We start from the raw sequence: 24,503 nt of genomic DNA on the forward strand, positions 1-24,503 counted from the left end.
GCGTGACCCGCTACTCTCGTGCCGTGAGTGCGGAACCCCATCTCCCTCTTCCGGCCGAGTTGCCCCTGGTAGACGAGCCAGGCGGTACGGATGTCGATCTGAAGACGCAGATTGTCCGGTTCGTCCTCACCGGTGGATTGTCGGCGGTGGTCGATTTCGGGCTGTACGTGCTGCTCATGACCCTGTTCGGAGTCCCGCGCGATTTCGCCAAGGCCTGCAGTTTCATCGTCGGCACCACCACGGCGTATCTGATCAACCGGCGCTGGACGTTCAAGGCGCCGCCGAGTCGCAGCCGTTTCGTGGCGGTGGTGATCCTCTACGCGGTGACCTTCGCGGCGCAGGTGGGCATCAACGCCCTGCTCAACGACACCCTGCCGGCGATGTCGGTGGATATCGCCGGCCATTCGGTGAAGGGTGCGGTGCTCATCGCCTTCGTCATCGCGCAGGGCGTGGCCACCGTGATCAACTTCGTCGTGCAGCGTGCGGTGATCTTCAAGATCCGCTGAGGGCCCGCGCCTGCGCCTTGGCGCCGAAGTAGTCCCCACCCTTGGCCCGCGCACTGTCGGTACCCCATTCCCGCTCCTCACGGGCGGCCGGCACCAGATGCGGGATGTGCTTGCGGCAATGGATGTAGGCCTCCTCGACATCCACGACCACCCACCGCTCGGCGATCCGCCCGCGTTCGGCCGCGGGCAGGCCGGGCACGCGGGCCCGCAATGCCTGATCGTCGACGATGCGTGCCGATCCGTTGATGTGCAGTCCGACCAGATCGTGCACGAAGTCGATCATCAGGATGCCGACGTGCGGATTCTCCAGGATGTTGCCGAGCGAGGCCATCACCCCGTTGCCCCGGTATTCCGGATAGGCGATCGTACGGTCGTCGATGACGTGCACGAATCCGGGTTTGCCGGCCCGGAAGCTGGTATCGCATTCCCCGTGCCGGTCGGCGGTGGCGATGAAGGCCATATCCATCCGGCCGACGAACTCGCGCATACGGCTGTTGAGTCGGTCGAGCACCTGTTCGTCGTAGAAACGCCCCGCACGCTCCTCGGTACCGAATCGCTGTTGCAGTTCCCGCTCGCCGTCACTGCCGCCTGTGAAACCGGACATGCCACACCCCTCCGGGTAGCTGAGATCCGCACGTGGATGGTTCGGCGCCGAACCTGGAATATGTCGAAATACTATAGGAACGAACGTATTTCGGATGGCGAATCCGGCAAGCCGAAGAGTCGTTTGCCCCGTGGATGCCGATCGATTCGGACGTATCGGAGAATCACACCGGCGTGATGGTCACCGGAACTCCGTTGAACACCGCATTTCCGGATACGGCGTCGATCCGCGAATCATCGGTCAGGGCATTGGCATTCACGCCGGCGTGCTCGCGCGCGACGGTCTGGGTACTGCCCGCATGTCCCCAGCCGTGCGGCAGGCTCACCACACCGGGCATGATCCGGTCGTTCGGTTCCACCGGCACGGTCAGCTTGCCGGACGCCGACTCGATCGCGGCCAGCTCGCCCAGCCCGAGGCGCGCCACGTCGTCGGGATGAATATGCAGCGTGCAGGTATTCGAACCACCGACCAGGGCCGGCACGTTGTGCATCCAACTGTTGTTCGACCGTAGGTGCCGCCGGCCGATCAACACCACATCCGGTCGGGCAGCAGACATTTCGGCCAGCAGCCGAGTCGTGTCGTCGAGCAGCTGCTGCGGCGCCAGCTCCACCTTCCGGGAGGCCGTGCGCAGCACGCCGGGCAGCCGCGGTTGCAGCGCGCCCAGGTCGACGCCGTGCGGATTGTCCAGCAGGACCTGCAGGTTCAGCCCCTCGGGCGCGATGTCGACGGATCGGCGATCGGGATTCCATTCGCCGTACGGGCCCAGGCGCAGCATCAGGTCGATGCGCTGTTCGGTGCTGTTCGCACCGATCAGTTCGCCGCGCCGCGCGCCGAGTCCGGCCTTGTGCGGGGTGCCGGCGATGATCAGCTCGTCCACCGCGGCGACGCAATCGGTTCCCGCCTCCGGCTGCTGCCCCGCCAGGGAAAGTGCCAGGCGGGCAAGTATTTCCGGTTCCGAGGGCCGGTCGCCGGGCAGGGCGACCACCGGCGGGGAATAGCGGGCGTAGTTGCGCACCGCGAACTGCAGCAGCGCGAAATCGTAGTGCGGCGCCTGCAGGGTGCGCGGCGGCGGCAGGATCACATCGGCATGACGGGTGGTCTCGTTGAGGTAGCGATCCACACTGACCATGAAGTCCAGTCCGGCCAGCGCTTCGCCGAGCCGTGCGCCCGCGGGAGCCGAGAGCACCGGATTGCCGGCCACCGTCACCAGCATCCGGACCTGCCCCTCTCCGGGGGTGAGGATTTCGTCGGCCAGCGTCGCGACGGGGAATTCGCCCATGGCTTCGGGCAATTCGCGCACGCGGCTGGCCCAGCGTCCGAGCCGGAACGGCCGTGTCCGCACGATGCCCAGGGCGGCGGCGGTGGCGAACATCGCGCCGCCCGGCCGGTCCAGATTGCCGGTGAGCACGTTGATCACGTCCACCAGCCACTGCGTGAGGGTGCCGAATTCGGCGGTGCAGGTGCCGATGCGCGCATAGACCGCGGCCGTCGGCGCCGCCGCCAGCTCCCGCGCCAGCCGCCCGACGGTCTCGGCCGGGATGCCGGTGCGTGCCTGCACCGCCTCGGGAGTGAACGGAATTGCGGCCGAACGGATCTGCTCGAGGCCCGCCACCTCGACGCGGATATCGGTCAGGTCCTCGGTGAAGAGGGTGTGCACGATGCCGAACAGCAGGTAGGCGTCGCTGCCGGGCCGGATGAACAGATGCTCGTCGGCGAGGTCCGCGGTGCGGGTGCGCCGCGGATCGACCACGACCAACCGCCCGCCGCGCTTGCGCAGCGCCTTCAACCGGCCCGGATAGTCCGGGGCGGTACACAGCGAGCCGTTGGATTCCAGCGGGTTGGCGCCGAGCATCAGCAGATAGTCGGTGCGGTCCAGATCGGGCACGGCGACCGTGAGTGGATCGCCGAACATGAGCCCGCTCGACACCTGCTTCGGCATCTGATCGGCGGTGCTGGCCGAGTACAGATTGCGGGTACTCAGCGCCCGGATCAGCGCCGGCACGTACAGCGCGCCGGCGATCGTGTGCGCATTCGGATTACCCAGATACAGCGCGGCGGCCTGGCGTCCGTATTCGTCGAGGACCGCGGGCGCTCGCTCGGCGATGAGATCGAAGGCCTCGGCCCAGGTGGCCTGCCGCCAGGTATCGGTGGCGCGATCCCGGATGATCGGTTCGGCCAGCCGATCGGGGTCGGCGTCCAGCGCCCCGAGGCTCGCGCCCTTCGGGCAGATGAAGCCGCGGCTGAACGGATCGTCGCGGTCGCCGCGCACGCGCGTCACCCGATCCTCAGCGTCCAGGGTGATCTCGAGTCCGCAGACGGCCTCGCACAGCGGGCAGGTGCGGTAGGTGGTCCGGGCTTCTGCGGTGACGCGCGACATGGATCCATCATCGTCGGCGGTCGGTCGTCGCGCCGCGATTCATCCGAAATGCACGAAAACCGCGAAACCGCGAGAACGCTGACGTTCTCGCGGTTTCGCGGATGGTCGATTCAGCTGGCGATGCGAGCGACCTGCGGCTTGCGGCCGGAGTTCGCCGAACGCACGGCCGCGGCGATCGCGACGACCGGCGGCAGCCAGCGGGCCTCGGTCGGTGCTACACCCCAGCAGGCCTCGCCGGCCGAGAGCTGGGTGGGCGGCAGCGGGATGCCCGCACCGTCGGTGTAGACGATCGCGCCGGCCGCGCGCAGCGCCTCGAGCGCCATCGCGGCCTTGGCGAGTCCGGTCACCAGGTGGATCTCGCGGCGCTCGGCGCCCGGGATCTCGATCACCGGTCCGGACAGGTTGTTGGCCCGCAGGAATCGGCGCACGTTCGCGGCCAGTTCGCCGGCGACCTCGATACCCGAAACATTCGCATCGGTGATCAGGCAGATGCCGTTGGCCGTTTCAGCGACCGTCCACCCGCGCTGGATGTAGTCCTGCGCGGTAGCGGCCAACGTCGCCGCGTGGACGGAAGTCGGAAACGCTGTACGCACTGTGTTCTCCATTCCCCGGGTAGATCTGGGTCCTGCGTCGGTGTTCATGGGACGTATCGGGCCGCGCTACCGGCGGTGTTACAACTTGGTGGAAATTTCTTCGTGATGGTCGGATACGTCACACGGGCGAGCGGTGATCGCCGGTGGCTATGAGCCTTTCGGACCGCCGTACCCCGCCGTTGTGAACTGCTACGACTACCACCTTTGTGCGCGTCACTGTGAATCGAATGCGTTGCCGCTGTTGATTCCCTGGCAGCTCGCTGGGAAGAAATGGGCTGAAAGTGTGATGTGAGTCGCATGTGACCGATGGGATTCGAGCCCGCCCGGAGATTGCTCGCTTGCGCTGTGCCGGGAGAGGATTCGAATCATGAGCGAAGACCCGCAGCGGCCCAGGAACCGGGATTCCGAGATCGGGGCCGCGCGCGATTCCGCTGGGGGCCCGCGGGATAGGGACGAGACGCCCGAATCGTCCGGACGCGACGACGTCGACGAGGGTTCCGGCGAAGACGGCGACGCCGACTACGCCGTGGAGTCCCGCTGGCTCGCGTGGAAGGACTCCGCCCGACGCCGCTGGTCGCCGGACGAGACCGCGGAGGACGAGACCGCGGAGGACGAGCGGCCCGAACCGTTCCGCAGTCCCGGCGCCTTCCGCGCCTGGTGTGGTGCGGCCGCCCGCGCGCTGCTGGATGTGCAGTTCCGCACCTCGGCCACGCGCACGCTGCTGCCCCTGGCCTATCTCCTGGGACTGGCCTTCGCGATCGGCATCCCGCTGGTCCTGGTCGTGGTGCTGTGGCAGGTGTCCGCACTGCTGGGAGTGATCTTCGCGATCGTGGTGGCCGTACCCCTCGGCCTGACCATCGCGGCATCGGTGCGATTGGTGCTGGAATTCCTGGTCAACGCCTCGCGGCTGGCGACCCGGGTGGAGCACATCAACACCCTCGCCGACGATCTCTTCCGCGCGCTGTCCGATGTCGCCGAGCCGGTGAACCAGCTCTCGGAAGATGTTCGCGCCGTGCAATTCTGGCGGTTCCGCAAACGTCCGCCGCGCAGGTAGCGGCGTCTGCGCGGCCCGCTCGATCGGCGCGGCTGTCGGGGGCTGTTCTGTTGTGCGACAATCCGTTCGGGGGTGTCCGGAGCGAGTTCCGATGCCCGCGAAGGTTTCTGCCGAGGGGGGAAAATGGCTTCACCGCAGGGGATCACCGGTTCGACCATGCCGCGGCGGCAATTGGGCCGGCGGCTGCGTGACCTGCGTAATCGCGCACGGATGACGACCCGGGTGGCCGCCCGCCGGCTGGAATGGTCGGAGGCCAAGATCTGGCGGATCGAGACCGGTCAGACCTCCCTGCGCAGCCTCGACGTGGAAGCCATGTGCAAGATCTACGGCGCGCCCGAGGCCGAGCTGGAACCTCTCACCGCGCTCGCCCGGGAAACCAAGGCCCGGGGGTGGTGGGCTCCCTACGGTGATGTGATCGCCGAGGGTTTCGACGTGTACATCGGCCTGGAAGAGGCCGCGACCCACATCTCGACCTTCGAGAACGAATTCGTGCCGGGCCTGCTGCAAACCGAGGAGTACACCCGCGCACTGCTGACCGCGGCCCGGCCGAATCTGAGCCCGGCCGAGGTCGAGCGCCGGATCGAGGTGCGCAGGCAGCGGCAGCGTCTGCTCACCCGCACCCCGGATCCGGTGCGGTTGGTGGCGATCATCGCCGAATCGCTGCTGTGGCGGCGGATCGGTGATCCGGCCGTGATCGCGGGCCAACTGGATCATCTGCGCCGGATGTGCGAGTTCCCGCATATCGACATTCGCCTGGTGCCCAACGATTCCGGCTACCACGAGGGTCTCGATTCCGGACGATTCGTCCTGCTGGAATTCGGCGAAGCCGACGCGGAAACCACCGAGCCGCCGGTGGTGTACGTCGAAAATTTCGCCGGCTCCACCTATTTCGACAAAAATTCCGATATCGACCGGTATCGGGGCGCATTCGCGAATATCCGCGCCGCCTCGGTGGACGGACGAGCGGTCCTCGACGAGGCCATCGCCGCTGCGTGACGCCCGGCCGGATTCGGTGCGGGCCGGATTCAGTGCAGGGTGCGTTCCAGGACGTCGCGGTGCGTCGGGACGGCGGCGGTGTGAACCGCGCGGCCCTTGTCGGTGAGGCAGACGTAGATCGCGCGGCGGTCCTCGGTGCACAGGGTGCGATCGACCAGTCCGTCGCGCTCCAGTCGTGCCACCGTTCGGGACAGTGCGCTCTGGCTCAGGTGGATGTCGTGCGCCAGATCGCTCATCCGATAGCTGTCGCACGAGGCGTCGACCAGACGGTCCAGCGTCTCGAACTCGCTGAGGCCGATGTGGTGTTCACGCTGCAGATCCTTCTCCAGCGCACAGGACACCGCGGCATGGCGAGCGAGTAGATCGCGCCATTCGCCGACCAAGCCGCCCGGCCCGTCGTTCCGGGCGGTCGGCACGGGGCAACCGGTGTCGGTATCACTCGGCGCTACGGACGGCAGACCTGCGGATAACGCCGTGTCCGGTGTTACCGCGTCCGTCGAATGCGCCGGAAACGCTGTCGACGCCTTTGTCATGTCGTCATCCTAGTGCGTGGGCCGGTTTCATGCAACTACATTAAATGCTTGTGCATTAGATGCACGCGCATGTAATGTTCCGCGACATGACTTCCACAGCAACACTTCCGGCCGCCTCGGCGGCCGACACTCGGTGGCCGATCCGGCTCTGGGGCATGCTCATCACGCTGTGCATCGTGCTGTTCCTGGACGGCCTCGACGTCTCGATGGTCGGCGTCGCGCTGCCGTCCATCGGCACCGAACTCCACCTCGAAACCTCGACCCTGCAGTGGCTGGTCAGCGGATACGTCCTCGGCTACGGCGGACTGCTGCTGCTCGGCGGCCGCACCGCCGATCTGCTGGGGCGGCGCAAGGTCTTCCTCATCGCACTGGCCGTCTTCGCGGTCGCCTCGCTGGCGGGCGGGCTGGTCAGCTCCGGGCCGCTGCTGATCGCGACCCGCTTCGTCAAGGGTCTGGCGGCCGCTTTCACCGCGCCGACCGGGCTGTCGATCATCACCACGAATTTCGCCGAGGGGCCGGCGCGCAACAAGGCGCTGTCCATCTACACCGTCTTCGGTGCCGGTGGCTACTCGATGGGCCTGGTCTTCGGTGGCCTGATGACCGGTTTCGGCTGGCGCTGGACCTTCCTGCTGCCGGTGCCGATCGCGCTGGCCGCCCTGATTTCCGCGGCGATCCTGGTGCCGAAGGACAAGGGCGACACCGCCGAAGGTGGACACGATCTGCTGGGTGCGTTGTTCTCCACCGCCGCCATGCTGCTGCTCGTCTACACCGTGGTGTCCGCACCGCAGGCCGGCTGGGGTTCGGCGCGCACCGTGGGCTCGTTCGCGGCCGTCCTCGTCCTGTTCGTCGCGTTCGTCGCGGTGGAGAAGCGGGTGCGGCATCCGCTGATCCGGCTCGGCATCCTCCGCAAGGCCACACTGGTGCGGGCCAGTCTGGTGATCGTCGCGGTGGCGGGTTCCTACTTCAGCTGGCAGTTCATCGTCACCCTGTACCTGCAGGACAGTCTGGGCTGGTCGCCGCTGACCCTGGCGATGGCGCTGCTGCCGGTGGGTGTGCTGGTCGCGCTGTCCTCGGTGTTCTCCGACAAGTTGGTGGACCGCTTCGGCACTGGCCCGATCATCGCGGTCACCACCACCGTCATGGCGATCGGTTACCTGCTGTTCCTGCGGATCGACACCGCACCCTCCTACGTCGCGGTGATCCTGCCCGCGGTGCTGCTGATCGGTATCGGATGGATCGGCTTCCCGGCCATCAACATTCAGGCCACCAACGGCATCGAGGACGAGGAACAGGGCCTGGCGGCCGGTGTGCTGCAGACCTCGATGCAGGTCGGCGCGGCGATCGTTCTCGCCATCACCACCGCGCTGATTTCCTCGGGCCCGCACGGTAATTCACCGCAGGCGGTACTCGACAGCTACCGTCCCGGTCTGATCTTCGCGGGTATCGCGGCGATCATCGGCGCCCTCATCGCCTTCACCCACTTCCTTCCCACCCGCAGGAAGCAGCAGGAGGTCGAGGACACCGAACAGGCACCGGAACTCGCGGCAGCCTGAGATCCCTTCCCGAACGCCACGTCCGGCTCATACCCGTTCGAGCCGGACGTGGCGTCCGCGCGATCCGGGCCGGGAGGGGGAACCCGGGGACTTCAGCGAAGTTCGCGCAGGCGCGGCGCGGCCGCATCCTTCGGGGAGCGGATGAAGGTCAGCGGACTGCCGTCGGAACCGGCCGTGGGCCAGTCGATTCCGAGATCCGGATCGAAGGCGTCGAGGTCCCGGTCGAATTCGGGGGAGTATTCGAGGGAGCAGAGATAGGTGACGGTGGAATCGTCGGCCAGCGACAGCAGGGCGTGACCGAGACCCTCGGAGACGAAGACCGAGCGGCGCGTGACGTCATCGATCACCACGCTGTCCCAGCGGCCGAAGGTGGGGGAGTCACGGCGCAGATCCACCACGACATCCAGGAAGGCGCCGCGCATACAGGTGACGTATTTCGCCTGGCCGGGCGGATTCTCGGTGTAGTGGATGCCGCGCAGGACACCGGCCGCCGAGGTGGAGGTGTTCATCTGCAGCAGGTCCAGGGGCCGTCCGGTCGCCTTCTCGAATTCCGAGGCCTTGAACGTCTCGGCGAAGACGCCGCGCTCGTCGCCGCGCAGCACCGGCGTGAACTCCCACGCACCGGGGACCGCCAGTTCTCGAATCCGCATGTCAACCGTCCTGTCCGTAGCGATCGTCGCGCCCGCGATTCAGCAGGTCCAGCAGGTAGGTCCCGTACCCGGAGCGCACCAGCGGTTCGGCCAGCCGGCACAACTGTTCGTCGTCGATGAAGCCCATCCGCCAGGCCACCTCCTCGGGCACGCCGATCTTGAGGCCCTGTCGTTCCTCGATGGTGCGCACGTAGTTGGCGGCGTCCAGCAGCGAATCGAAGGTTCCGGTATCGAGCCAGGCGGTACCGCGTGCGAGGGTTTCGACCTGCAACCGCCCCTGTTCCAGATAGGTGCGGTTGATATCGGTGATCTCGTATTCGCCGCGCGCGGACGGCCGCAGTCCCCGGGCGATCTCGACGACGTCGTTGTCGTAGAAGTACAGGCCGGGAATGGCGTAGTTGGACCGCGGGAGTTTCGGCTTCTCCTCGATGGAAACGGCTCTACCCCGGTCGAATTCGATCACGCCGTAGGCCGAGGGATCGGATACCCGATAGGCGAAGACCGCGCCGCCGTCGAGGCCGTCGAAGCGCCGCAACCGGGTGCCGAGACCTGGACCGTGAAAAATGTTGTCGCCGAGCACCAGCGCCGCGCATTCGCCGCCGATGTGGTCGGCGCCGAGCACGAAGGCCCGGGCCAGGCCGTCGGGTTCGGGTTGCACCACGTAGTCGATCGCCAGACCGAACTGGGTGCCGTCGCCGAGCAGCCGGCGGAAGGCCCCGGCATCCTCCGGGGTGGTGATCACCAGGATGTCGCGAATGCCCGCCAGCATCAGCGTGGACAGCGGGTAGTAGACCATCGGCTTGTCGTACACCGGGACCAGTTGCTTGCTGACCCCGCGCGTGATCGGGTGCAGCCGGGACCCGGTGCCCCCGGCCAGAATGATTCCGCGCATGTCACGCAAGTCTGCCAGCTCTCGCCCGCTGGGGCTCGATGAGGTTCCGAGTAGACCGCGAAATGGTCACGATGGTTTCGCCGGACCCTGGTCGGGCGATCAGTATTGCGTAGGTCACACATCCGTGGTGTTCTGAAACACCAGTGTGTGAGATGTCAGCGCCGACACCTCAGCTACCGAATCTGCCGGTAGCCGGTCACTCGGCGCCGAGTGGCAGGTAGGTGCGCGATGACGGCGATTCCCATCGGCGAGGCCGAATACGGGCCGGGGTTCGAACCCGGTGTTGTCGTGGATCCGGTGGTGGTGAACCCGGACCGATCGAGTCTGCATTCGCAGGCGGTGCTGCTGACCTGCCGGAACGTGGTCGGCCCCGTCATCCGGCGCTATCCGATCACTCCGATGACCATGCCCGTCGCGCGGGTCCTGATCGACCGGCTGGCGGCGCTGCGGCCGCAGGTGCGTGGCGTGGAACGCGAACAGGTGCGGATGAGCGGCTTCCGGATGGAGATCATCCGCCCGGCCGGCGCCCGGCGATCCCTGCGCGACGGCGCTGTGATGTACATGCACGGCGGCGGGTTCTTCCTGTGCGGACTGGACTCGCACCGGCCGGTGGCGGCCAGCCTGGCCCGCCGTACGGGGCTGCCGGTGGTGAACGTGGACTATCGGCAGCTGCCCGGGACGAATATCGCCGGATCGGTCGAGGACTGCCTCACGGCCTATCGCTGGCTGCTGCGGCACGGCGCCGATCCGGCACGCATCGTCTTCGCCGGCGATTCGGCGGGCGGTTTCCTCACCTTCGCCACCGCGTTGCGGGCGGCGCAGGCCGGCCTTCCCGGGCCCGCGGGCCTGGTCGGGTTGTCGCCGCTGCTGGATCTCGATTACCGGCTCAAGGGCGAGTACATGAACGTCGGTCGCGACGCCTACATCCCGATGGCGGCGGTGCGGCAGATGGTGCGCTACGGGGCCGAGGCGGAGCGGCCGCTGGACCCGGCCTTGTCACCGGTGAACGGATCGCTCACGGGCCTGCCGCCGGCGCTGCTGATCGTCGGTGAGGACGAATTGCTGCGCTGCGACAGCGAATTGATGGCCCGTCGGCTCACCGCGGCCGGCGTGCCGAATTCGCTGGAGCTGTGGCGCGGGCAGGTCCACGCCTTCATGAGCATCCTGCCGAATATGCCGGAGAGCCGCGCCGCGCTGGCCCGGGTGGCGCGATTCGTGCGGGCGCGGGTCGAGCCGGAAGAGGCCGCGCGGACCGCCTGACAGGCGCATCGAACACCGCCTGAGACGACAGTGCCCCGCCCACCGTGCGGTGGGCGGGGCACTGTCTCTGATCCGAGGATTCCGCCCGCTCAGGGGAGGACGGGCAGCCTGCGGAATTACTTGGCCGGCGCCGGCGGGTTGAACGGCGCGGTGGTGGTGGCCCAGTACTGGATCGCGGCGCCGATCGCGACCGGGGCGGTCACGAAGATCTGGCCGGCGAGCACGCCCAGGAAGCCGACAGCGGCGGCACCTGCGATGCAGCCGCCCAGCGGGCCGAGGCCGAACAGAGTGGCCAGCGCACCGGTGGCGACGACACCGAGGGCAGCGCCCGCGATGCAGCCGATGGCCGCGCCACCGATACCACCGACCAGGGTGCCGATGGTGGCGCCGGTGGAGATGGTGTCCTTCAGACGGGTGAACGCCGCGACCTCACGGTCGTAGGGGGTCTTCCACGGAGCCGACTCCTCGAACGGCAGCGCGACCGGCTTGTACACCGCGTGCTGCTCGTCGAACTGCGGGGTCAGGGTGGCGGTGTTGCCGGAGATGTCGGCGGCGATCGGGAACTCGAAGTCGTCGACCCGGAAGTTCAGCGGGGTGCCGGCGAGCACGGTGCCGTTGGCGGCCTTGATCTTCAGCATGCCGTCTTCGTTGACGATCGAGCCGCCGTCGGTCTTGATCACGGCTTTGTCGTTGTCGACGACTTCGGCCTTGTAGTAGACGCTTTCGGGCGCCGCGGGGGCGGCGGGGTCGGCCGTGGCAGTTCCGGCTGCGACGCCGACGGCGGCGACCAGCATGGCGGCGGTCGCGACGAATTTCCTCATCATCATTTTCTGCGGAACCTCGATACAGAGTGGTTCTGGGACATGAGAAATAGAAATCGACGTCAGCTAACGAGCGGTGAACCTGTTGTGTCCGTTCATTCAAATTCTGTTCACCATCGGGTTCTTGCCGATTGTCAGGTTGCGGAAACATGCAGTATGCGTGCGGTTTTCGGACACCACCAACAATTCGAACAAAAAGGACATCGAGAGCGTGGTGTGACGAAGGTCACACTCTGCTGTGGAGCCGGTGTGACTCGAAGGTGATTCAAAGTCCGTATTCGCGCCCACGTTAGGGTGGCACGGTGCGATTGCTCGTAACCGGCGGAGCCGGATTCATCGGCGCGAACTTCGTCCATCAGACCGTGGCGGATCGACCCGACGTCCGCGTCACGGTGCTCGACGCATTGACCTATGCCGGAAATCGCGCCTCACTGGCGCCGATCGCCGATCGGATCGAGTTCGTACACGGCGATATCGCCGATTCCGGTCTGGTGGACCGCTTGGTCTCCGGAGCCGACGCAGTGGTGCATTTCGCGGCCGAATCCCATAACGACAATTCGCTGGCCCGCCCCCGGGCGTTCGTGCAGACCAATATCGTCGGCACGTTCACTCTGCTCGAGGCCGTCCGCAAATATGATGTGCGCTACCACCACATCTCGACCGACGAGGTCTACGGCGACCTCGAGGCCGACGATCCGGCATTCACCGAGAACACCCCTTATCAACCGTCCAGCCCGTACTCGGCGACCAAGGCCTCCAGCGATCTGCTGGTCCGTGCCTGGGTGCGGTCGTTCGGGGTGCGGGCGACGATCTCCAACTGCAGTAACAATTACGGTCCGTATCAGCATGTAGAGAAATTCATCCCGCGCCAGATCACCAATCTGATCGACGGGGTGCGACCGCGCCTCTACGGCGCCGGACATCAGATCCGGGACTGGATTCACGTCGCCGATCACAATCGCGCGGTGTGGGACATTCTCGACCGCGGGCGCATCGGGCAGACATATCTGATCGGCGCCGACGGTGAACTGGACAACCGGACCGTGGTGGAGCTGCTGCTCGCCGAATTCGGCCGCGACCCCGGCGATTTCGATCACGTCACCGATCGGCCCGGGCACGATCAGCGCTACGCCATCGACGCCACCCTGTTGCGCGCCGAACTCGGCTGGCGCCCCCGGTACGGCGATTTCCGCGCCGGACTGGCCGCGACGGTCGCCTGGTACCGCGACAACGAGGCGTGGTGGCGCCCGCAGAAGGACCACACCGAACGCGCCTACGCGGCGGCCGGCGAAAAGGTGCTCTAACCCCAGATCAGGACGTTGTATTTGATCGCGGCCGCGGCCAGGGCCACCGCGGTCGCGACCACCACCGTGATCGCGGGCCCGCGTACCGGCGTCACGCCGCGGGAATCGCTCAGCCGCAACGGCATCCACCGCAGCAGCACCGCGAACCCGGCGATCGCGAGCGGCACGAAATAGCGCCCCTGCACGCCGTCGATCATCCAGTAGTCCACCGGTGTGAACGACATGTAGAGCGTCACGTAGATCATCGCGACGCTGGCCAGCACGGTGAGCGCGACGATCCAGGTGCGCCACCGGTTACCGGTCAGCCGATCCGCGATTCCGGCGCTCACCGCCAGCGCCAGCAGGCAGGCCAGAATCGACAGCGCGGGAACGTCCACATAGGCGAATCCCAGCTCGCCGAAGAATTGGATGAACCATTTCTCGTCCCGATACCAGATGCTGTCGCCGAAGGTAGTGGCGAAATGCGCCGGATCGGAGAGAATTCCGTGCAGCTGGTCGCCGGGGCGCACCGAACGCCATTCCGACGGCTTGCGCATCAGGCCCATACCGTCGCCCGTCGGTGCCGCGATCTTCATCCACACCGCGAACAGGATCGCGCCCAGTGCCGCGAAACACCACGGCAGCCAGCGCAGCGCCTTCCCGAAGCCGTACTGCCGGGCGGGAATCAGCACCACCAGCATGGCGAGGATGACGTAGGTCGGCTTGCTCAGCGGCAGCGCCAGCGTCGCCGCCAGGGCGGCCACGACCTCCGGCTTGGTCAGCCGGGTGTCGAGGAAGACGCCCTTCACCACCAGGCACGACACCAGGACGGCGAGGGCGTTGGTCACGGTGTCGGCGGTGACCGTGCCGGCCTGGAACAGCGCGATGGGCAGCACCGCGATCGTGAACACCAGCCACTGGATCCGGAACGTCCGCAGCGCCCGCAGCGCGAACGCCACGATCACCAGGTAGGCGAGTAGTCCGGCGAGCCGGGTGAGCAGCACCGTATCGCCGACGTCGAGGCCGATCGCCTGCGCCAGCCGGATGCCCACGGCCGCGGGGACATACGGCACCGGCGAGTAGGCGGCGGTATTGGTGAACCACATCTGCTTGGTCGCGGTGGTGGTCACCGGCGCGGAACCCAGCCGGTCGTAGGCGGTCTCGTCGGCGGCCAGCGGGGCCGGCTCGGTCGGGTGGCGGTTGTAGTCGGTGAAGGCGTAACCCATCAGACCGTCGACACTCAACGGGATCTGCCCGCCGTAGGAGACGCCGCGGTCGTCGGTGATCCGCTGAGGGGTGAATCCGCCGTGCGCCACCTGGTACGCGCGGCCGAACTGGGTGATCTCGTCATGGCCCCAGAACGGCGGGGTGATGGTCGCGAACACGATGCCGAAGACGCCGGCCACCAGGACGAAGACCGCCGCGGCCGGGCCCAGGTGGTGCGCGATGCCGGATCGGGCGCGCCGGAGCAGGCCCGAGTGCTCTCGCTGTTCGGCACCCGCGGTGCCGCTTTCGCGGTTCGTCTCGTCGCGGTTCGGCTGCTCGGTGTCGGCTTCGCCGGTCACGGCCTCGCGGTCGGAGGCCGGCCTATCGGCGGCCTCCTTGTCGGCCTGGGTCGTCATCCGTGTGCCTGCCGGACCTGCTCGGGCGTTTCGGCGCCGACGGCCGAATACCGCAGGTACATCAGGCGGGCGGCCTCGTGCCGGGATCGGCGGATGCCGTCGAGGATCAGACCGGCGGTCCACGCCAGGCTGCCCAGCAGCAGCAGGGTGAAACCGAGGAACAACGTCGGGAAGCGCGGAACCTGGTGGATTTCGTAGAACTGGATCACTATCGGCACGATCAGAATGATCGAGATCAGCCAGGCCAGCGTGCCGAACAGTCCGTAGAACGCGACCGGACGTTCGTGCCGGGCCAGACCGAAGATCAGGCCCAGAATCTTGAATCCGTCGTGGTAGGTGCGCAGTTTGGATTCACTGCCCTCCGGCCGGTCGCGGAATCCCACCCGCACCGAGGTCTGCGGTACCCGCAGATGCAGCGAATGCACGGTCAATTCGGTTTCGATCTCGAATTCGCGCGACACCGCGGGGAAGCTCTTCACGAAGCGGCGGGAGAACACCCGATATCCGGAGAGCATATCTTCGACGTTCTCGCCGAATACCTTGCCGACCACGCCGTTGAGGACGCGGTTTCCGGCTTCGTGGCCCGCGCGGTAGGCCTGCGTGCCTTCGTCCTCTTTCCGCACGCCGAGGACATGGTCGTAGGGGCCCGACAGCAGCGCCTCGATCATCTTCGGGGCGGCGAAGGCGTCGTAGGTGTCGTCGCCGTCGATCATCAGGTAGACGTCGGCCTCGATATCGGCGAATGCGCGCCGGACGACGTTGCCTTTGCCCTTGACGGTCTCGGTGCGCACGATCGCGCCCGCCTCCCGGGCACGTTCGGCGGTGGCGTCCGTGCTGCGGTTGTCGTAGACGTAGACGTCGATGCCCGGCACGGCAGCCTTGAGGTCCGTGACGACCTTGGCGACCGCAGCCTCCTCGTTGTGGCAGGGCACGACTGCGGCGATGCGAAGCTCGGTGGGGTTCACCCCGTCAATCCCTCATTTGATCGGCCGATGAAATACGGAACACCGGGAGGGTACAGGCCGGGGCCGCAGTCGCGCCCGCTAACCCTCACTGTGTCCGGTGCGGGGCGGTGCACCCGCCGCGACCTCGCGCCCTTTGCGTGCGCTGTGAGCCGCTCGGTCGCACCCGCGGCGAGCCCGCTCGCCACCGGGATCGCGCGGTGGGGAACCGGGGTGCGGTACCGTCGCCGGGTGGCCAGCAGTGAGACGGCGACCGAACCGGTCGATCGAACCGGCGATACCTTGCGACACAAGGTCGTCACCGCCCTGCGGCAGGGATCGGCCTTTCTGGTGGTCGGCGCGATCGGATTTCTCGTCGACGCCGGCACCTACAATCTGCTGGTCTTCTGGGGCGGCGACGGAGTTCTGAATCGCGCGCCGCTGGTCGCGAAGATCATCTCGATTCTGGTGGCCACGGTGGTCACGTATTTCGGCAACAAATGGTGGACTTTCGCGCACAAGCAGGGGGGCAGTCCCGCCCGCGAATATCTGCTGTACACCGTTTTCAATGTGGTTGCCATCGGATTGCAGCTGGGGTGCCTGGCATTCTCCCGATATGTCCTGCACCTGTCCTCGCCGCTGGCGGACAACATCTCCGGCACCCTGATCGGCCAGATCGTGGCGGTGGTTTTCCGCTACTGGGCCTACGACACTTTCGTCTTCGCCGAGTCGCGCTCGGGTCGGTCGGACGCCGCGACATGAGACGGACATAATGGGTATCGCTCGCACCGAGCCCGCACTTGACCGCGCCCGCGCCGGATTCGGCGCCATCGGACACTGTTTACGAGGGATTCCACCATGGATCAGTCGGCTGGCCAGGCCGTGACCGCCACCGAGAACGACCCGCGGATCGCCGAGCCCGCGCCCGGCGCCCTGCGGACCGAGCACCGCGCCCCCGACCGCCTGGTTCTGGCCCGGGGCATCTTCACCGGCCCGGCGCCCAAGATCAGCGATGAACTCTATGCGGTGGTCAAGGGCAAATCGCATCGCGAACGGCTGTCGCTGCGGCTGGAAAAGGGTGCGCACGCCCATACCAACACCTATTTCGGCCGATTCGCGGCCAGTTACTGGCAGCGCTGGACGACGGTGACCGAGGTCGAGGTCTCGATGCGGGTCGCGGTCGGCGACCGGGCCCGGATCCGGCTGGCCGCCTCCGATATCGCCGGGCACCGGCGCATCATCGACTCCGCGGATGTGGATTCCGACGGGGTGATCACCCTGCGGGCGCCGCTGGATCAGTACGTGGACGGCGGGGCGCTGTGGGTCGAGTTCGATGCTGTCGGAGGCGAACTCGCGATCGGTGAGCTCACCTGGACCGCGCCCGCGCCGGATCGCGTCCGCCCGGTCGCGATCGCGATCTGCACCTTCAACCGGGCCGAGGACTGCGCGCACACCGTCGCCGCCCTCGCCTCGGATCCGGAGGTGCTGGCGGCCATCGACGCGGTGTACGTGGTCGATCAGGGCACCGACCTGGTGTCGGACCGGGAGCTGTTCCAGCAGACGCAGCCGCGTTTCGGTGACAAGCTGCGCTACATCCGGCAGCCGAATCTCGGCGGGGCGGGCGGCTTCACCCGCGGGTTGTACGAGGTGTCGGCGGCGAACGAGCACGCCGACGTCATCCTGATGGACGACGACATTCTCTGCGAGCCCGAAACGGTGTTGCGGCTCAACGCTTTTGCCAATCTCACGGTGGAACCGACCCTGGTCGGCGCGCAGATGCTGTTCCTGCTGAACCCCGACTATCTCAACGTCGGCGCCGAGGAGGTGCACCTGAACGAGCTGCGGCACGGTCAGAAGGTGCCCAAGGCGTTGCGCAACACCAGCATGCTCAAGCGCAATCAGGAGCGCCGCGTGGACGCCGGCTACAACGCCTGGTGGACCTGCCTGATCCCGGCCGAGGTGGTGGCCCGGATCGGATTGCCGCTGCCGATCTTCTTCCAGTGGGACGACGTCGAATACGGTGTCCGCGCCCGCGAGGCGGGTTTCGTGACCGTGACGCTGCCGAATGCGGCGGTCTGGCACGCGGACTTCTACTGGAAGGACTTCGACGACTGGGCGCGCTACTTCAGCATGCGCAATTCGCTCATCGTCAGCTCCATGCACACCGATCTCGACGCGAAGGCGGTGACCCGCAAGCTGTTCCGTGAGATCGCGGAATATCTGGTGGGTATGCAGTACGGTCTCGCGCACACCACACTGCAGGGCATCGAGGATTTCCTGCAGGGCCCGAAGATCCTGCGCGACGGTGGAATTCAGGCATTGGCGGCCGCCCGCACCAGCCGCGGTGACTACGGTGAGACCAAGAAGCACCCGGCCGCCACCGCACCGGTCCGGCAGTCCGACATCCAGCTCCGTCGGGCCGGCGGCGAACCGAGCCGCCCGCTGCTGGTGCTGGTCAAGCGTGCGATCCAGCAGTGGACCGGACGCACCCAGCACGGTGTCGTGGGCGTCACCCGCGAGGATGCGCACTGGTGGCATCTGGCCCTGTTCGATCACGTCGTGGTGACCGACGCCTCCCAGTCCGGCGTGCGAATCCGGCAGCGGGACAAGGAGAAAGCCCGCGCACTGCTCTTGCGTACCGTCCGGGTCCTGCGCCGGCTGCGCCGCGAACTCCCGGAGCTGAGCCGCCAGTACCGGGCCGCGGCGCCGGAATTGACCAGCCGCGAGAACTGGGAACGGCTCTACGGCATCTGATCCGCGGGCCCGCCCGGTACGTCACCGGGCGGGCACCGTCCGGTTCACCGCTGACCATCTTCGCACTCCTGTCGACAGCCCGACCCGGGTGCCGATGTATCGGCGTCGGATCGGGCTGTCGGTAGTGGCAACACCACTGTGGCGGGGAGTGTGGACCGCCTAGAGGAACAGGTCCGTGGTCAGCGGGCCGTCACCGGGGACCACGCGGTACTTGTCCAGATCGGTGACGCCGTGCGAGTTCAGCACCTCGTCGTCGATGAAGAAGTTGCCGGTGGTGTCCTTGGCGGGGGAGGTGAGGACCAGGTAGGCGGCGTCGGCGTAGATGTCGGGGGTGCGGGAGGTCTGGACCATTTCCTCACCGCCGAGCAGGTTGCGGACCGCGGCGGTGGCGATGGTGGTGCGCGGCCACAGCGAGTTCACGCCGATGCCGTACTTGCGCAGTTCTTCGGCCAAACCCAGAGTGGTGAGCGACATTCCGTACTTGGCGATGGTGTAGCCCAGCGAGCTGCCCGCCCATTTCGGGTCGAGGTTCAGCGGCGGCGACAGGGTGAGGATGTGCGGGTTGCGCCCGGCCTCGGCCGATTCCTTCAGTGCCGGGATGCTCGTCTTGGACAGCAGGAAACTGCCGCGGCAGTTGATGTCCTGCATCAGGTCGTACTTCTTCATCGACAGCGTCTCGGTCGGTGACAGATCGATGGCCGAGGCGTTGTTGACGACGATATCGATACCGCCGAACCGCTCCACGGTCTGGCGCACGGCTTCGGCGACGCCCTCGTCGTCGCGCACATCGCCGACGAATTTGTGCACCCGGCCGCCCACGGCCTCGAGTTCCTCGGCGGCGGTGTGGATCGTGCCCGGAAGTTTCGGATGCGGCTGATCGGTCTTGGCGATCAGCGTGATGTTCGCACCGTCGGCGGCGGCCCGCTTGGCGATCTCCAGGCCGATGCCGCGGCTGCCGCCCGACATGATCATGGTGCGGCCGGCCAGTGGCTTACCAGCTTCGGTCATATCCCTGCTCCCATCTGTGCGATCACCCCGGCTCCATGATCGGCGATCCGAAGGAGCCGGGGTGCTGAACTACCCGATTCGCACAGTAGGGCACCGCGCCGGGCTATGCAATCAGTTGCATAGTGGTCAGCGCCGATGGCGACGAGAATCACGTTCCTTCTGCATCCGCCGGTGCGATTTCGTGATGTCGCGCCACACCCGCTCCCGTTCGGCGCGCAACCGCGCGTCGCTGCGGGCGGCGAGTCGTTCGTTCTCGCGCTGCAGTTTGCGGTAGCTGTCCAGCCGTCGCTGCGGCAACTCGCCGGTGTCGAGGGCCGCGAGAATCGCGCATCCGGGTTCGGTGCGATGTTCGCAGTCGGAGAATCGGCACTGCGCCGCGAGCGATTCGATATCGGTGAAGGTCCGGGCCAGGCCCTGTTCGGCAGCCCAGAGCCCGATCGCCCGGAGGCCCGGGGTGTCGATCAGGGTTCCGCCGCCGGGGATCGGCCGCAACTCGCGATGCACCGTGGTGTGCCGCCCCCGCTTGTCCGAGGCGCGGACCCGGTCCGTCTCGAAAACCTCCTCGCCCAGCAGCGCATTGGCCAGAGTCGACTTGCCGGCGCCGGACGATCCGATCAGTGCGACCGTGCCGGCCGCCACCGCGCGCAACACATCCATCCCGGCGCCGGTGGTCGCGGAGACCGGCACCACCGCCGCACCCGGCGCCGCGGCACGCACGTCGGGCAGTGAAACATCCGGCGCCAGATCGCATTTCGTGAGCACCACGACCGGCTGCGCACCGGACTCCCAGACCAGGGCCAGCATCCGTTCGATGCGGCCCAGGTCTATCTCACCGTCGGCGGCGACACAGATCGCGACGGTATCCACATTGCTGGCCAGCACCTGTGCGTCGGAGCGGCCGGATACCGTCGCGCGCTGCAGAATCGTGCGGCGCGGCAACAACTTTCGTACCGTGAACGCCGGGCCGGCGGACGTGTCGGCCGGTGCGACGGCGACCCAGTCACCGGTACACAGGCCGTTGATGTTGGTATCCGCCCGCGGACAGGAAGCGCGGGCGAGCCCGTCGGGCGTCGCGACATCGCATTCACTGCGATCCATCCGGATCACGCGGGCCGGGACCCAGCCGGTATCGAGCAGCCCTGCGTACGCGGCGGAGAGGTCGGCGGTCCAGCCGTAGGGAAGGAGACGGTCGTAATCGACCATGAGGGGAGACATCCTTCGTCGGGCACCGAGCCCGCGAAGGGCTCAGTGCATGGGGAGGAGAGTGGAAATACGTGCGGCGGAGCGCTTTTCGGTCTGATACCGGGCTCCGTCCGCGACAATCCGACTGCCGACGTTCACGTATTCCACCTCCTCGACCCTCTCGTGTCTCGATACTCGGGTTCGGTCGCCTCCGCGACCGGATGGATAAACAATGACAGCCCGCCGCGCGGGCCGCAACGTATTTTCCGGGCCTACGTCGTCCCGGGCCGCTCGATCAGATCGTGCAGGCGATCAGCAACTGCAGCAGGATCAGCACCCCGACCACGCCGAGGCTGATGTAGGAAACGATCGCACCGGGCGCTGCCTGCGGTACCGGCCCGATGGCGCCGTTGATGAAGGCGATGGCAGGCGACTTGTAGTAGACGTGGGTGCTGTGGCCCTCCGCGACCGGCACGGCGGTCTCGGCCGGACCCATATCCCACAGCCACTTGGTCGCCACCCGCACGTGATGCTGGCCGGGACCGACCGGAATGTGGGTCTGTCCCCACTTCGCCATCGGGACCTCCATGCCGTCGACGAGAATCTTCGGCCCGGTCAGCGCGAGCATGAATCCCAGCGGGAAGTACGAGGCGTCGACGACGATGCCCTGCGGCCCCGGTTGCGGCTGGAACTGTACCGCCGGGCCGTAGGCGCCGTACTGGCCCTGCGGTGCACCGGGATTGGGCGCACCGTAGGGCGCCGGTCCACCGTTGAACGGCTGCTGGCCCGGATAGGGCTGCGCCCCATACGGATTCGCGGGCGGCTGACCGTAGGGCTGCGGCGGAGCCTGGGGCGCGCCCCAACCCGGCGCGTGATGCGGCTGGGAGACGTTGTGCGGCTGGGGAATATGCGGCTGTGAGCCCGCGTGCGGCTGCGGATATCCCGGCGCGGCAACTGCTCCGCTACCGCCGTGCGGCGGTGGCGCGCCGTAGGGACCGTTGGGCTGCGGAGCTCCGGGATACGGCTGCGCCGGCGGATACGGCTGTGCACCGTTCGGTGGGAATGGTTGCCCATAGGGTGGCTGCCCACCGTAGGGGTTGCTCACAGCCGTACCTCCTCATGCCAAAAGCACTGATCTAACCGGGTTTATGGAACTGCTCGCGTCGCCCCAGACGCCGCAGCCGCAACCATTCTCGCAGACCGGCCGGATCTTTTTGCTGTACGAGGAAGAACCAGGAGAACCGTGCCCACTCCTGGGGAAGCAGTTTGCGCATACCGGGCTGTGCCATCAAATAGCCACGGTTGCGGTAGGTGAAATAGCGTTTGACCGGATCGTCCGGATACTGGGTGTGCATCCGCCCGCCCAGAATCGGCTTGAATTCCGCCGACCCGTTCGGATGCAGATACGCCGTCTGCAAACAGGTTCCGAACGGCAGGCCCGAACGCACCAGCCGCCGGTGCACCTCGACCTCGTCGCCGCGCACGAACAGGCGCAGATCGGGAACGCCGATCACCTCGAGCGCCTCGGCGGAGATCAGGGCGCCGTTGAACAGCGACGCGATACCGGGCAGGAAGTCCTCGTCACCGAGTTCGGACCGCAGCCGCCGCCACACCACGCCGCGGCGCAGGGGAAAGGCCAGCCGATCCGGATCGTCGATATCGGCCACCACCGGCGAAACTTCCGAAAGACCGTGGCGTCCGGCGCAATCGAGCAATTTCGCCAGCACGTCCGGACCTTCGGGGCGGCCGTCGTCGTCGGCCAGCCAGACCCAGTCCGCGCCCATGGTCAGCGCGTGCAACATGCCGAGGGCGAAACCGCCCGCACCACCGAGATTGTGTTCCGAACCCAGATAGGTCGATTCGATCGGCTGCTCTTCCACCATCTCGCCGACCTCGGGCTCGTTGCCGTTGTCGATGACGATCAGATGGTCGATCGGGCGGGTCTGCGAGGCGAGCACCTTCAGCGATTCGCTCAGCAGTTCCCGGCGTTTGTGGGTCACGACCACCGCGATGATCCGGGCCACTCCGCTGTCCGCGGACGGGGCCGCCTGATCACTCATGGTCGTGTCCTTGTCCTCTGGGACATGGGCGGAGCGCTGCGTGGTTACGCTACGCTCCCGCCTCCGCGCTTGACCGCCCATGTCCGTGTCCTCTGCCGCCGTCGTCATGCGGGATCGCGTTCGAGTTCGAGCTCACGCAGGATCTGCTTCACGTGATCGCCCGCCTCCGGGCCCTCGTAGGCGCGCACCACATCCTCGATATCACCCTGCATGCGCAGCGTGCCGTGGTCGATCCACATTGCGGTGTCACACAATTGGGCCAGGAATTCGTTGGAATGGCTGCAGAACACCAGGATTCCGGAGCGCGCCACCAGATCGCGCAGCCGGTTGCGGGCCTTCTTCATGAATTCCGCGTCGACCGCGCCGATACCCTCGTCCAGCAGCAGGATCTCCGGATCGATCGAGGTCACCACGCCCATCGCCAGCCGCACCCGCATACCGGTCGAATAGGTGCGCAGCGGCATGTTCAGATATTCGCCGAGTTCGGTGAAGTCGGCGATCTCGTCGACCTTGGCCAGCATCTGCTTGCGGGTCTGCCCGAGGAACAGCCCGCGGATGATGATGTTCTCGTAGCCGGAGATCTCCGGATCCATGCCGACGCCGAGGTCGAACACCGGCGCCACCCGGCCGCGCACCCGCGCACTGCCGCGGGTGGGCTCGTAGATACCCGAGAGCAGCCGCAGCAGTGTCGACTTTCCGGCGCCGTTGTGGCCGACCAAGCCGACCCGGTCACCCTCCTTCAGCGACAGCGTGATGTCGCGCAGAGCCTCGACCACGACCACATCGGACTGATTGCGCCCGATGGAACCGCCGGCCTTGCCCAGGAAAGCCTTCTTCAGCGACCGTGACTTGGCGTCGAAGATGGGAAACTCCACCCACGCCTGGTGGGTTTCGATGCTTACTCCGGTCATATCGTCCTCTACACCCAGTACGGCACGCGGGAACGGTATTGCTTCAACGCCAGGATCGCCACCGCCCAGCCGACCACGGTGATCACACCGACGACCAGCCACGACCGCACCGGCACCGGATCGCCGAGCAGGGGTGCGCGCACGACCTCGAGATAGTGGTAGGTCGGCACCAACTCGACCAGCTTGGCCCGCTCGCTCACCGCCCCGCCCTGGTCACGCAGCGACTTCGTGGTCCACATGACCGGCGTCAGCACGAACAGCATCAGCGTCATGCTGCCCAGAATCGGAGCGATATCGCGGTAGCGAGTGGAGAAGATGCCGAACACGATCGACACCCACGCCGAATTCAGGAACACCAGCGCGATCGCCGGAATCGCCAGCAGCACGGTCCAGTCCAGATGTTCCCAGACGCCGAAGGCCACCAGCATGACCAGATAGATCACGATGTTGTGCGCGAAGAACAGGAACTGCCGCCACACCAGCCGGTAGACGTGCACGCTCAGCGCCGAGGGCAGCTGCTTGATCAGCCCCTCGTTGGCGATGAACACATCCGAACCCTCGAGGATGCTGGCGTTGATCACGTTCCAGACGATCAGGCCGACGGTCACATACGGCAGATACGTCCACAGATCCTGGTTCAGGATCGCCGCGTAGAGCACGCCCATCGCGGCTGCCTGCACGCCGGTGGCGATGGTGATCCAGAACGGGCCGATCACCGATCGCCGGTAGCGCTGCTTGATGTCCTGCCAGCCCAGCTGTAGCCACAGCTCACGCTGAGAGAACCCCTCGCGGAGGTCTTTGAAGGCCCGCGGAAACGTTTGCGCATCCGACATCAGGGGCACCGTGGCGTCGGCCGGACGTTCGGCTGTGGCCGAATCGGCAGGGGCAGCTGCTGGCACAGTG

23 protein-coding genes are annotated in these 24,503 nt (G+C 66.9%); 8 read left to right on the forward strand and 15 right to left on the reverse strand.

Translation table 11 applies throughout. The features are described 5' to 3' along the window. Positions 1–23: 23 nt before the first annotated feature. A complete protein-coding gene (locus ON23_RS00555; protein WP_083903592.1) occupies positions 24–506 on the forward strand; it encodes a GtrA family protein in 483 nt (160 codons plus the stop codon). Here ON23_RS00555 and ON23_RS00560 read toward each other — a convergent pair. The 3 genes from ON23_RS00560 to ON23_RS00570 form a co-directional block, all read right to left on the reverse strand. Further along, positions 493–1,110, reverse strand: a complete 618-nt coding sequence (locus tag ON23_RS00560) for a pyridoxamine 5'-phosphate oxidase family protein (RefSeq protein ID WP_039775197.1) — start codon at positions 1,108–1,110, stop codon at positions 493–495. The genes ON23_RS00555 and ON23_RS00560 overlap by 14 nt on opposite strands. A 163-nt stretch (positions 1,111–1,273) precedes the next feature. Next, on the reverse strand, positions 1,274–3,487 hold the full coding sequence (locus ON23_RS00565; RefSeq protein WP_039775199.1) for a molybdopterin-dependent oxidoreductase: 2,214 nt from the start codon (positions 3,485–3,487) through the stop codon (positions 1,274–1,276). A gap of 110 nt (positions 3,488–3,597) precedes the next feature. Further along, complete coding sequence (locus tag ON23_RS00570) at positions 3,598–4,080, reverse strand: hypothetical protein (RefSeq protein ID WP_036497109.1); 483 nt, start codon at positions 4,078–4,080, stop codon at positions 3,598–3,600. Between the two features lie 367 nt (positions 4,081–4,447). Between ON23_RS00570 and ON23_RS00575 the strand changes: the two genes are divergently transcribed. Together ON23_RS00575 and ON23_RS00580 are read left to right on the forward strand one after the other, a co-directional pair. After that, complete coding sequence (locus ON23_RS00575; RefSeq protein WP_039775200.1) at positions 4,448–5,134, forward strand: DUF4282 domain-containing protein; 687 nt, start codon at positions 4,448–4,450, stop codon at positions 5,132–5,134. A gap of 123 nt (positions 5,135–5,257) precedes the next feature. Further along, a complete protein-coding gene (locus tag ON23_RS00580) occupies positions 5,258–6,130 on the forward strand; it encodes a helix-turn-helix domain-containing protein (RefSeq protein WP_039775202.1) in 873 nt (290 codons plus the stop codon). 29 nt (positions 6,131–6,159) lie between these two features. Here the strand turns inward: ON23_RS00580 and ON23_RS00585 are convergent, their stop codons facing one another. Next, positions 6,160–6,546, reverse strand: a complete 387-nt coding sequence (locus ON23_RS00585) for a MarR family winged helix-turn-helix transcriptional regulator (RefSeq protein ID WP_039775205.1) — start codon at positions 6,544–6,546, stop codon at positions 6,160–6,162. 203 nt (positions 6,547–6,749) lie between these two features. Here ON23_RS00585 and ON23_RS00590 point away from each other — a divergent pair, with 203 nt between their 5' ends. Then, entirely contained in the window at positions 6,750–8,216 is a 1,467-nt protein-coding gene (locus ON23_RS00590; RefSeq protein WP_039775285.1) for an MFS transporter, read from the forward strand. Positions 8,217–8,308: 92 nt separating this feature from the next. Here ON23_RS00590 and ON23_RS00595 read toward each other — a convergent pair whose 3' ends face one another. Both ON23_RS00595 and rfbA read right to left on the reverse strand, forming a co-directional pair. Next, the gene (locus ON23_RS00595) at positions 8,309–8,866 is read right to left on the reverse strand and encodes a dTDP-4-dehydrorhamnose 3,5-epimerase family protein (RefSeq protein ID WP_039775206.1); all 558 of its coding nucleotides are present in this window, start codon (positions 8,864–8,866) and stop codon (positions 8,309–8,311) included. A gap of 1 nt (position 8,867) precedes the next feature. Continuing rightward, positions 8,868–9,758 (reverse strand): glucose-1-phosphate thymidylyltransferase RfbA, encoded by an 891-nt coding sequence (gene rfbA / locus ON23_RS00600; RefSeq protein ID WP_036497044.1) that lies wholly within the window; start codon positions 9,756–9,758, stop codon positions 8,868–8,870. A gap of 228 nt (positions 9,759–9,986) precedes the next feature. On the opposite strand from rfbA, the gene ON23_RS00605 reads away from it, so the two are divergent. Continuing rightward, the gene (locus ON23_RS00605; RefSeq protein ID WP_083903594.1) at positions 9,987–11,018 is read left to right on the forward strand and encodes an alpha/beta hydrolase; all 1,032 of its coding nucleotides are present in this window, start codon (positions 9,987–9,989) and stop codon (positions 11,016–11,018) included. Between the two features lie 116 nt (positions 11,019–11,134). Here ON23_RS00605 and ON23_RS00610 read toward each other — a convergent pair whose 3' ends face one another. Further along, positions 11,135–11,845: a DUF8020 domain-containing protein gene (locus ON23_RS00610; RefSeq protein WP_036497045.1), complete on the reverse strand. Its 711-nt coding sequence runs from the start codon at positions 11,843–11,845 to the stop codon at positions 11,135–11,137. Positions 11,846–12,141: 296 nt separating this feature from the next. Here ON23_RS00610 and rfbB point away from each other — a divergent pair, with 296 nt between their 5' ends. Next, on the forward strand, positions 12,142–13,143 hold the full coding sequence (rfbB, locus tag ON23_RS00615) for a dTDP-glucose 4,6-dehydratase (RefSeq protein ID WP_039775207.1): 1,002 nt from the start codon (positions 12,142–12,144) through the stop codon (positions 13,141–13,143). Here the strand turns inward: rfbB and ON23_RS00620 are convergent. Together ON23_RS00620 and ON23_RS00625 are read right to left on the reverse strand one after the other, a co-directional pair. After that, positions 13,140–14,744: a DUF2142 domain-containing protein gene (locus tag ON23_RS00620; RefSeq protein ID WP_083903595.1), complete on the reverse strand. Its 1,605-nt coding sequence runs from the start codon at positions 14,742–14,744 to the stop codon at positions 13,140–13,142. The genes rfbB and ON23_RS00620 overlap by 4 nt on opposite strands. After that, on the reverse strand, positions 14,741–15,709 hold the full coding sequence (locus ON23_RS00625) for a glycosyltransferase (RefSeq protein WP_039775209.1): 969 nt from the start codon (positions 15,707–15,709) through the stop codon (positions 14,741–14,743). The genes ON23_RS00620 and ON23_RS00625 overlap by 4 nt, the downstream gene beginning before the upstream one ends. A gap of 228 nt (positions 15,710–15,937) precedes the next feature. On the opposite strand from ON23_RS00625, the gene ON23_RS00630 reads away from it, so the two are divergent. Together ON23_RS00630 and ON23_RS00635 are read left to right on the forward strand one after the other, a co-directional pair. After that, on the forward strand, positions 15,938–16,447 hold the full coding sequence (locus ON23_RS00630) for a GtrA family protein (protein WP_051041760.1): 510 nt from the start codon (positions 15,938–15,940) through the stop codon (positions 16,445–16,447). Positions 16,448–16,543: 96 nt separating this feature from the next. Beyond that, complete coding sequence (locus ON23_RS00635) at positions 16,544–18,439, forward strand: glycosyltransferase (protein ID WP_083903596.1); 1,896 nt, start codon at positions 16,544–16,546, stop codon at positions 18,437–18,439. A gap of 159 nt (positions 18,440–18,598) precedes the next feature. Here ON23_RS00635 and ON23_RS00640 read toward each other — a convergent pair whose 3' ends face one another. From ON23_RS00640 to wzm, 6 genes are all read right to left on the reverse strand, one after another. Beyond that, positions 18,599–19,447: an SDR family oxidoreductase gene (locus ON23_RS00640; protein WP_039775211.1), complete on the reverse strand. Its 849-nt coding sequence runs from the start codon at positions 19,445–19,447 to the stop codon at positions 18,599–18,601. Between the two features lie 126 nt (positions 19,448–19,573). Further along, positions 19,574–20,650, reverse strand: coding sequence for a ribosome small subunit-dependent GTPase A (gene rsgA / locus ON23_RS00645; RefSeq protein ID WP_051041751.1), 1,077 nt, complete (start codon positions 20,648–20,650; stop codon positions 19,574–19,576). Positions 20,651–20,924: 274 nt separating this feature from the next. After that, the gene (locus ON23_RS39045) at positions 20,925–21,734 is read right to left on the reverse strand and encodes a hypothetical protein (protein WP_223273306.1); all 810 of its coding nucleotides are present in this window, start codon (positions 21,732–21,734) and stop codon (positions 20,925–20,927) included. Positions 21,735–21,765: 31 nt separating this feature from the next. Next, positions 21,766–22,689 (reverse strand): galactofuranosyltransferase GlfT1, encoded by a 924-nt coding sequence (gene glfT1 / locus ON23_RS00655; RefSeq protein WP_051041752.1) that lies wholly within the window; start codon positions 22,687–22,689, stop codon positions 21,766–21,768. A gap of 104 nt (positions 22,690–22,793) precedes the next feature. Continuing rightward, positions 22,794–23,600, reverse strand: coding sequence for a galactan export ABC transporter ATP-binding subunit Wzt/RfbE (wzt, locus tag ON23_RS00660; RefSeq protein WP_039775216.1), 807 nt, complete (start codon positions 23,598–23,600; stop codon positions 22,794–22,796). Positions 23,601–23,608: 8 nt separating this feature from the next. After that, positions 23,609–24,433, reverse strand: coding sequence for a galactan export ABC transporter permease subunit Wzm/RfbD (wzm, locus tag ON23_RS00665; RefSeq protein WP_051041761.1), 825 nt, complete (start codon positions 24,431–24,433; stop codon positions 23,609–23,611). Between the last annotated feature and the right edge of the window lie 70 nt (positions 24,434–24,503).

The sequence above is a fragment of the Nocardia cerradoensis NBRC 101014 genome, from assembly GCF_000308535.1.
Classification (GTDB): Bacteria; Actinomycetota; Actinomycetes; order Mycobacteriales; family Mycobacteriaceae; genus Nocardia; species Nocardia cerradoensis.

Bases quoted from the DNA above. Each gene is read 5' to 3' on its own strand.
- ON23_RS00560 (WP_039775197.1), bottom strand. From the start codon at position 1,110: ATGTCCGGTTTCACAGGCGGCAGTGACGGCGAGCGGGAACTGCAACAG.
- ON23_RS00565 (WP_039775199.1), bottom strand. From the start codon at position 3,487: ATGTCGCGCGTCACCGCAGAAGCCCGGACCACCTACCGCACCTGCCCG.
- ON23_RS00575 (WP_039775200.1), top strand. From the start codon at position 4,448: ATGAGCGAAGACCCGCAGCGGCCCAGGAACCGGGATTCCGAGATCGGG.
- ON23_RS00580 (WP_039775202.1), top strand. From the start codon at position 5,258: ATGGCTTCACCGCAGGGGATCACCGGTTCGACCATGCCGCGGCGGCAA.
- ON23_RS00590 (WP_039775285.1), top strand. From the start codon at position 6,750: ATGACTTCCACAGCAACACTTCCGGCCGCCTCGGCGGCCGACACTCGG.
- ON23_RS00595 (WP_039775206.1), bottom strand. From the start codon at position 8,866: ATGCGGATTCGAGAACTGGCGGTCCCCGGTGCGTGGGAGTTCACGCCG.
- rfbA (WP_036497044.1), bottom strand. From the start codon at position 9,758: ATGCGCGGAATCATTCTGGCCGGGGGCACCGGGTCCCGGCTGCACCCG.
- ON23_RS00605 (WP_083903594.1), top strand. From the start codon at position 9,987: ATGACGGCGATTCCCATCGGCGAGGCCGAATACGGGCCGGGGTTCGAA.
- ON23_RS00610 (WP_036497045.1), bottom strand. From the start codon at position 11,845: ATGATGATGAGGAAATTCGTCGCGACCGCCGCCATGCTGGTCGCCGCC.
- ON23_RS00620 (WP_083903595.1), bottom strand. From the start codon at position 14,744: ATGACGACCCAGGCCGACAAGGAGGCCGCCGATAGGCCGGCCTCCGAC.
- ON23_RS00635 (WP_083903596.1), top strand. From the start codon at position 16,544: ATGGATCAGTCGGCTGGCCAGGCCGTGACCGCCACCGAGAACGACCCG.
- ON23_RS00640 (WP_039775211.1), bottom strand. From the start codon at position 19,447: ATGACCGAAGCTGGTAAGCCACTGGCCGGCCGCACCATGATCATGTCG.
- rsgA (WP_051041751.1), bottom strand. From the start codon at position 20,650: ATGGTCGATTACGACCGTCTCCTTCCCTACGGCTGGACCGCCGACCTC.
- glfT1 (WP_051041752.1), bottom strand. From the start codon at position 22,689: ATGAGTGATCAGGCGGCCCCGTCCGCGGACAGCGGAGTGGCCCGGATC.
- wzt (WP_039775216.1), bottom strand. From the start codon at position 23,600: ATGACCGGAGTAAGCATCGAAACCCACCAGGCGTGGGTGGAGTTTCCC.
- wzm (WP_051041761.1), bottom strand. From the start codon at position 24,433: ATGTCGGATGCGCAAACGTTTCCGCGGGCCTTCAAAGACCTCCGCGAG.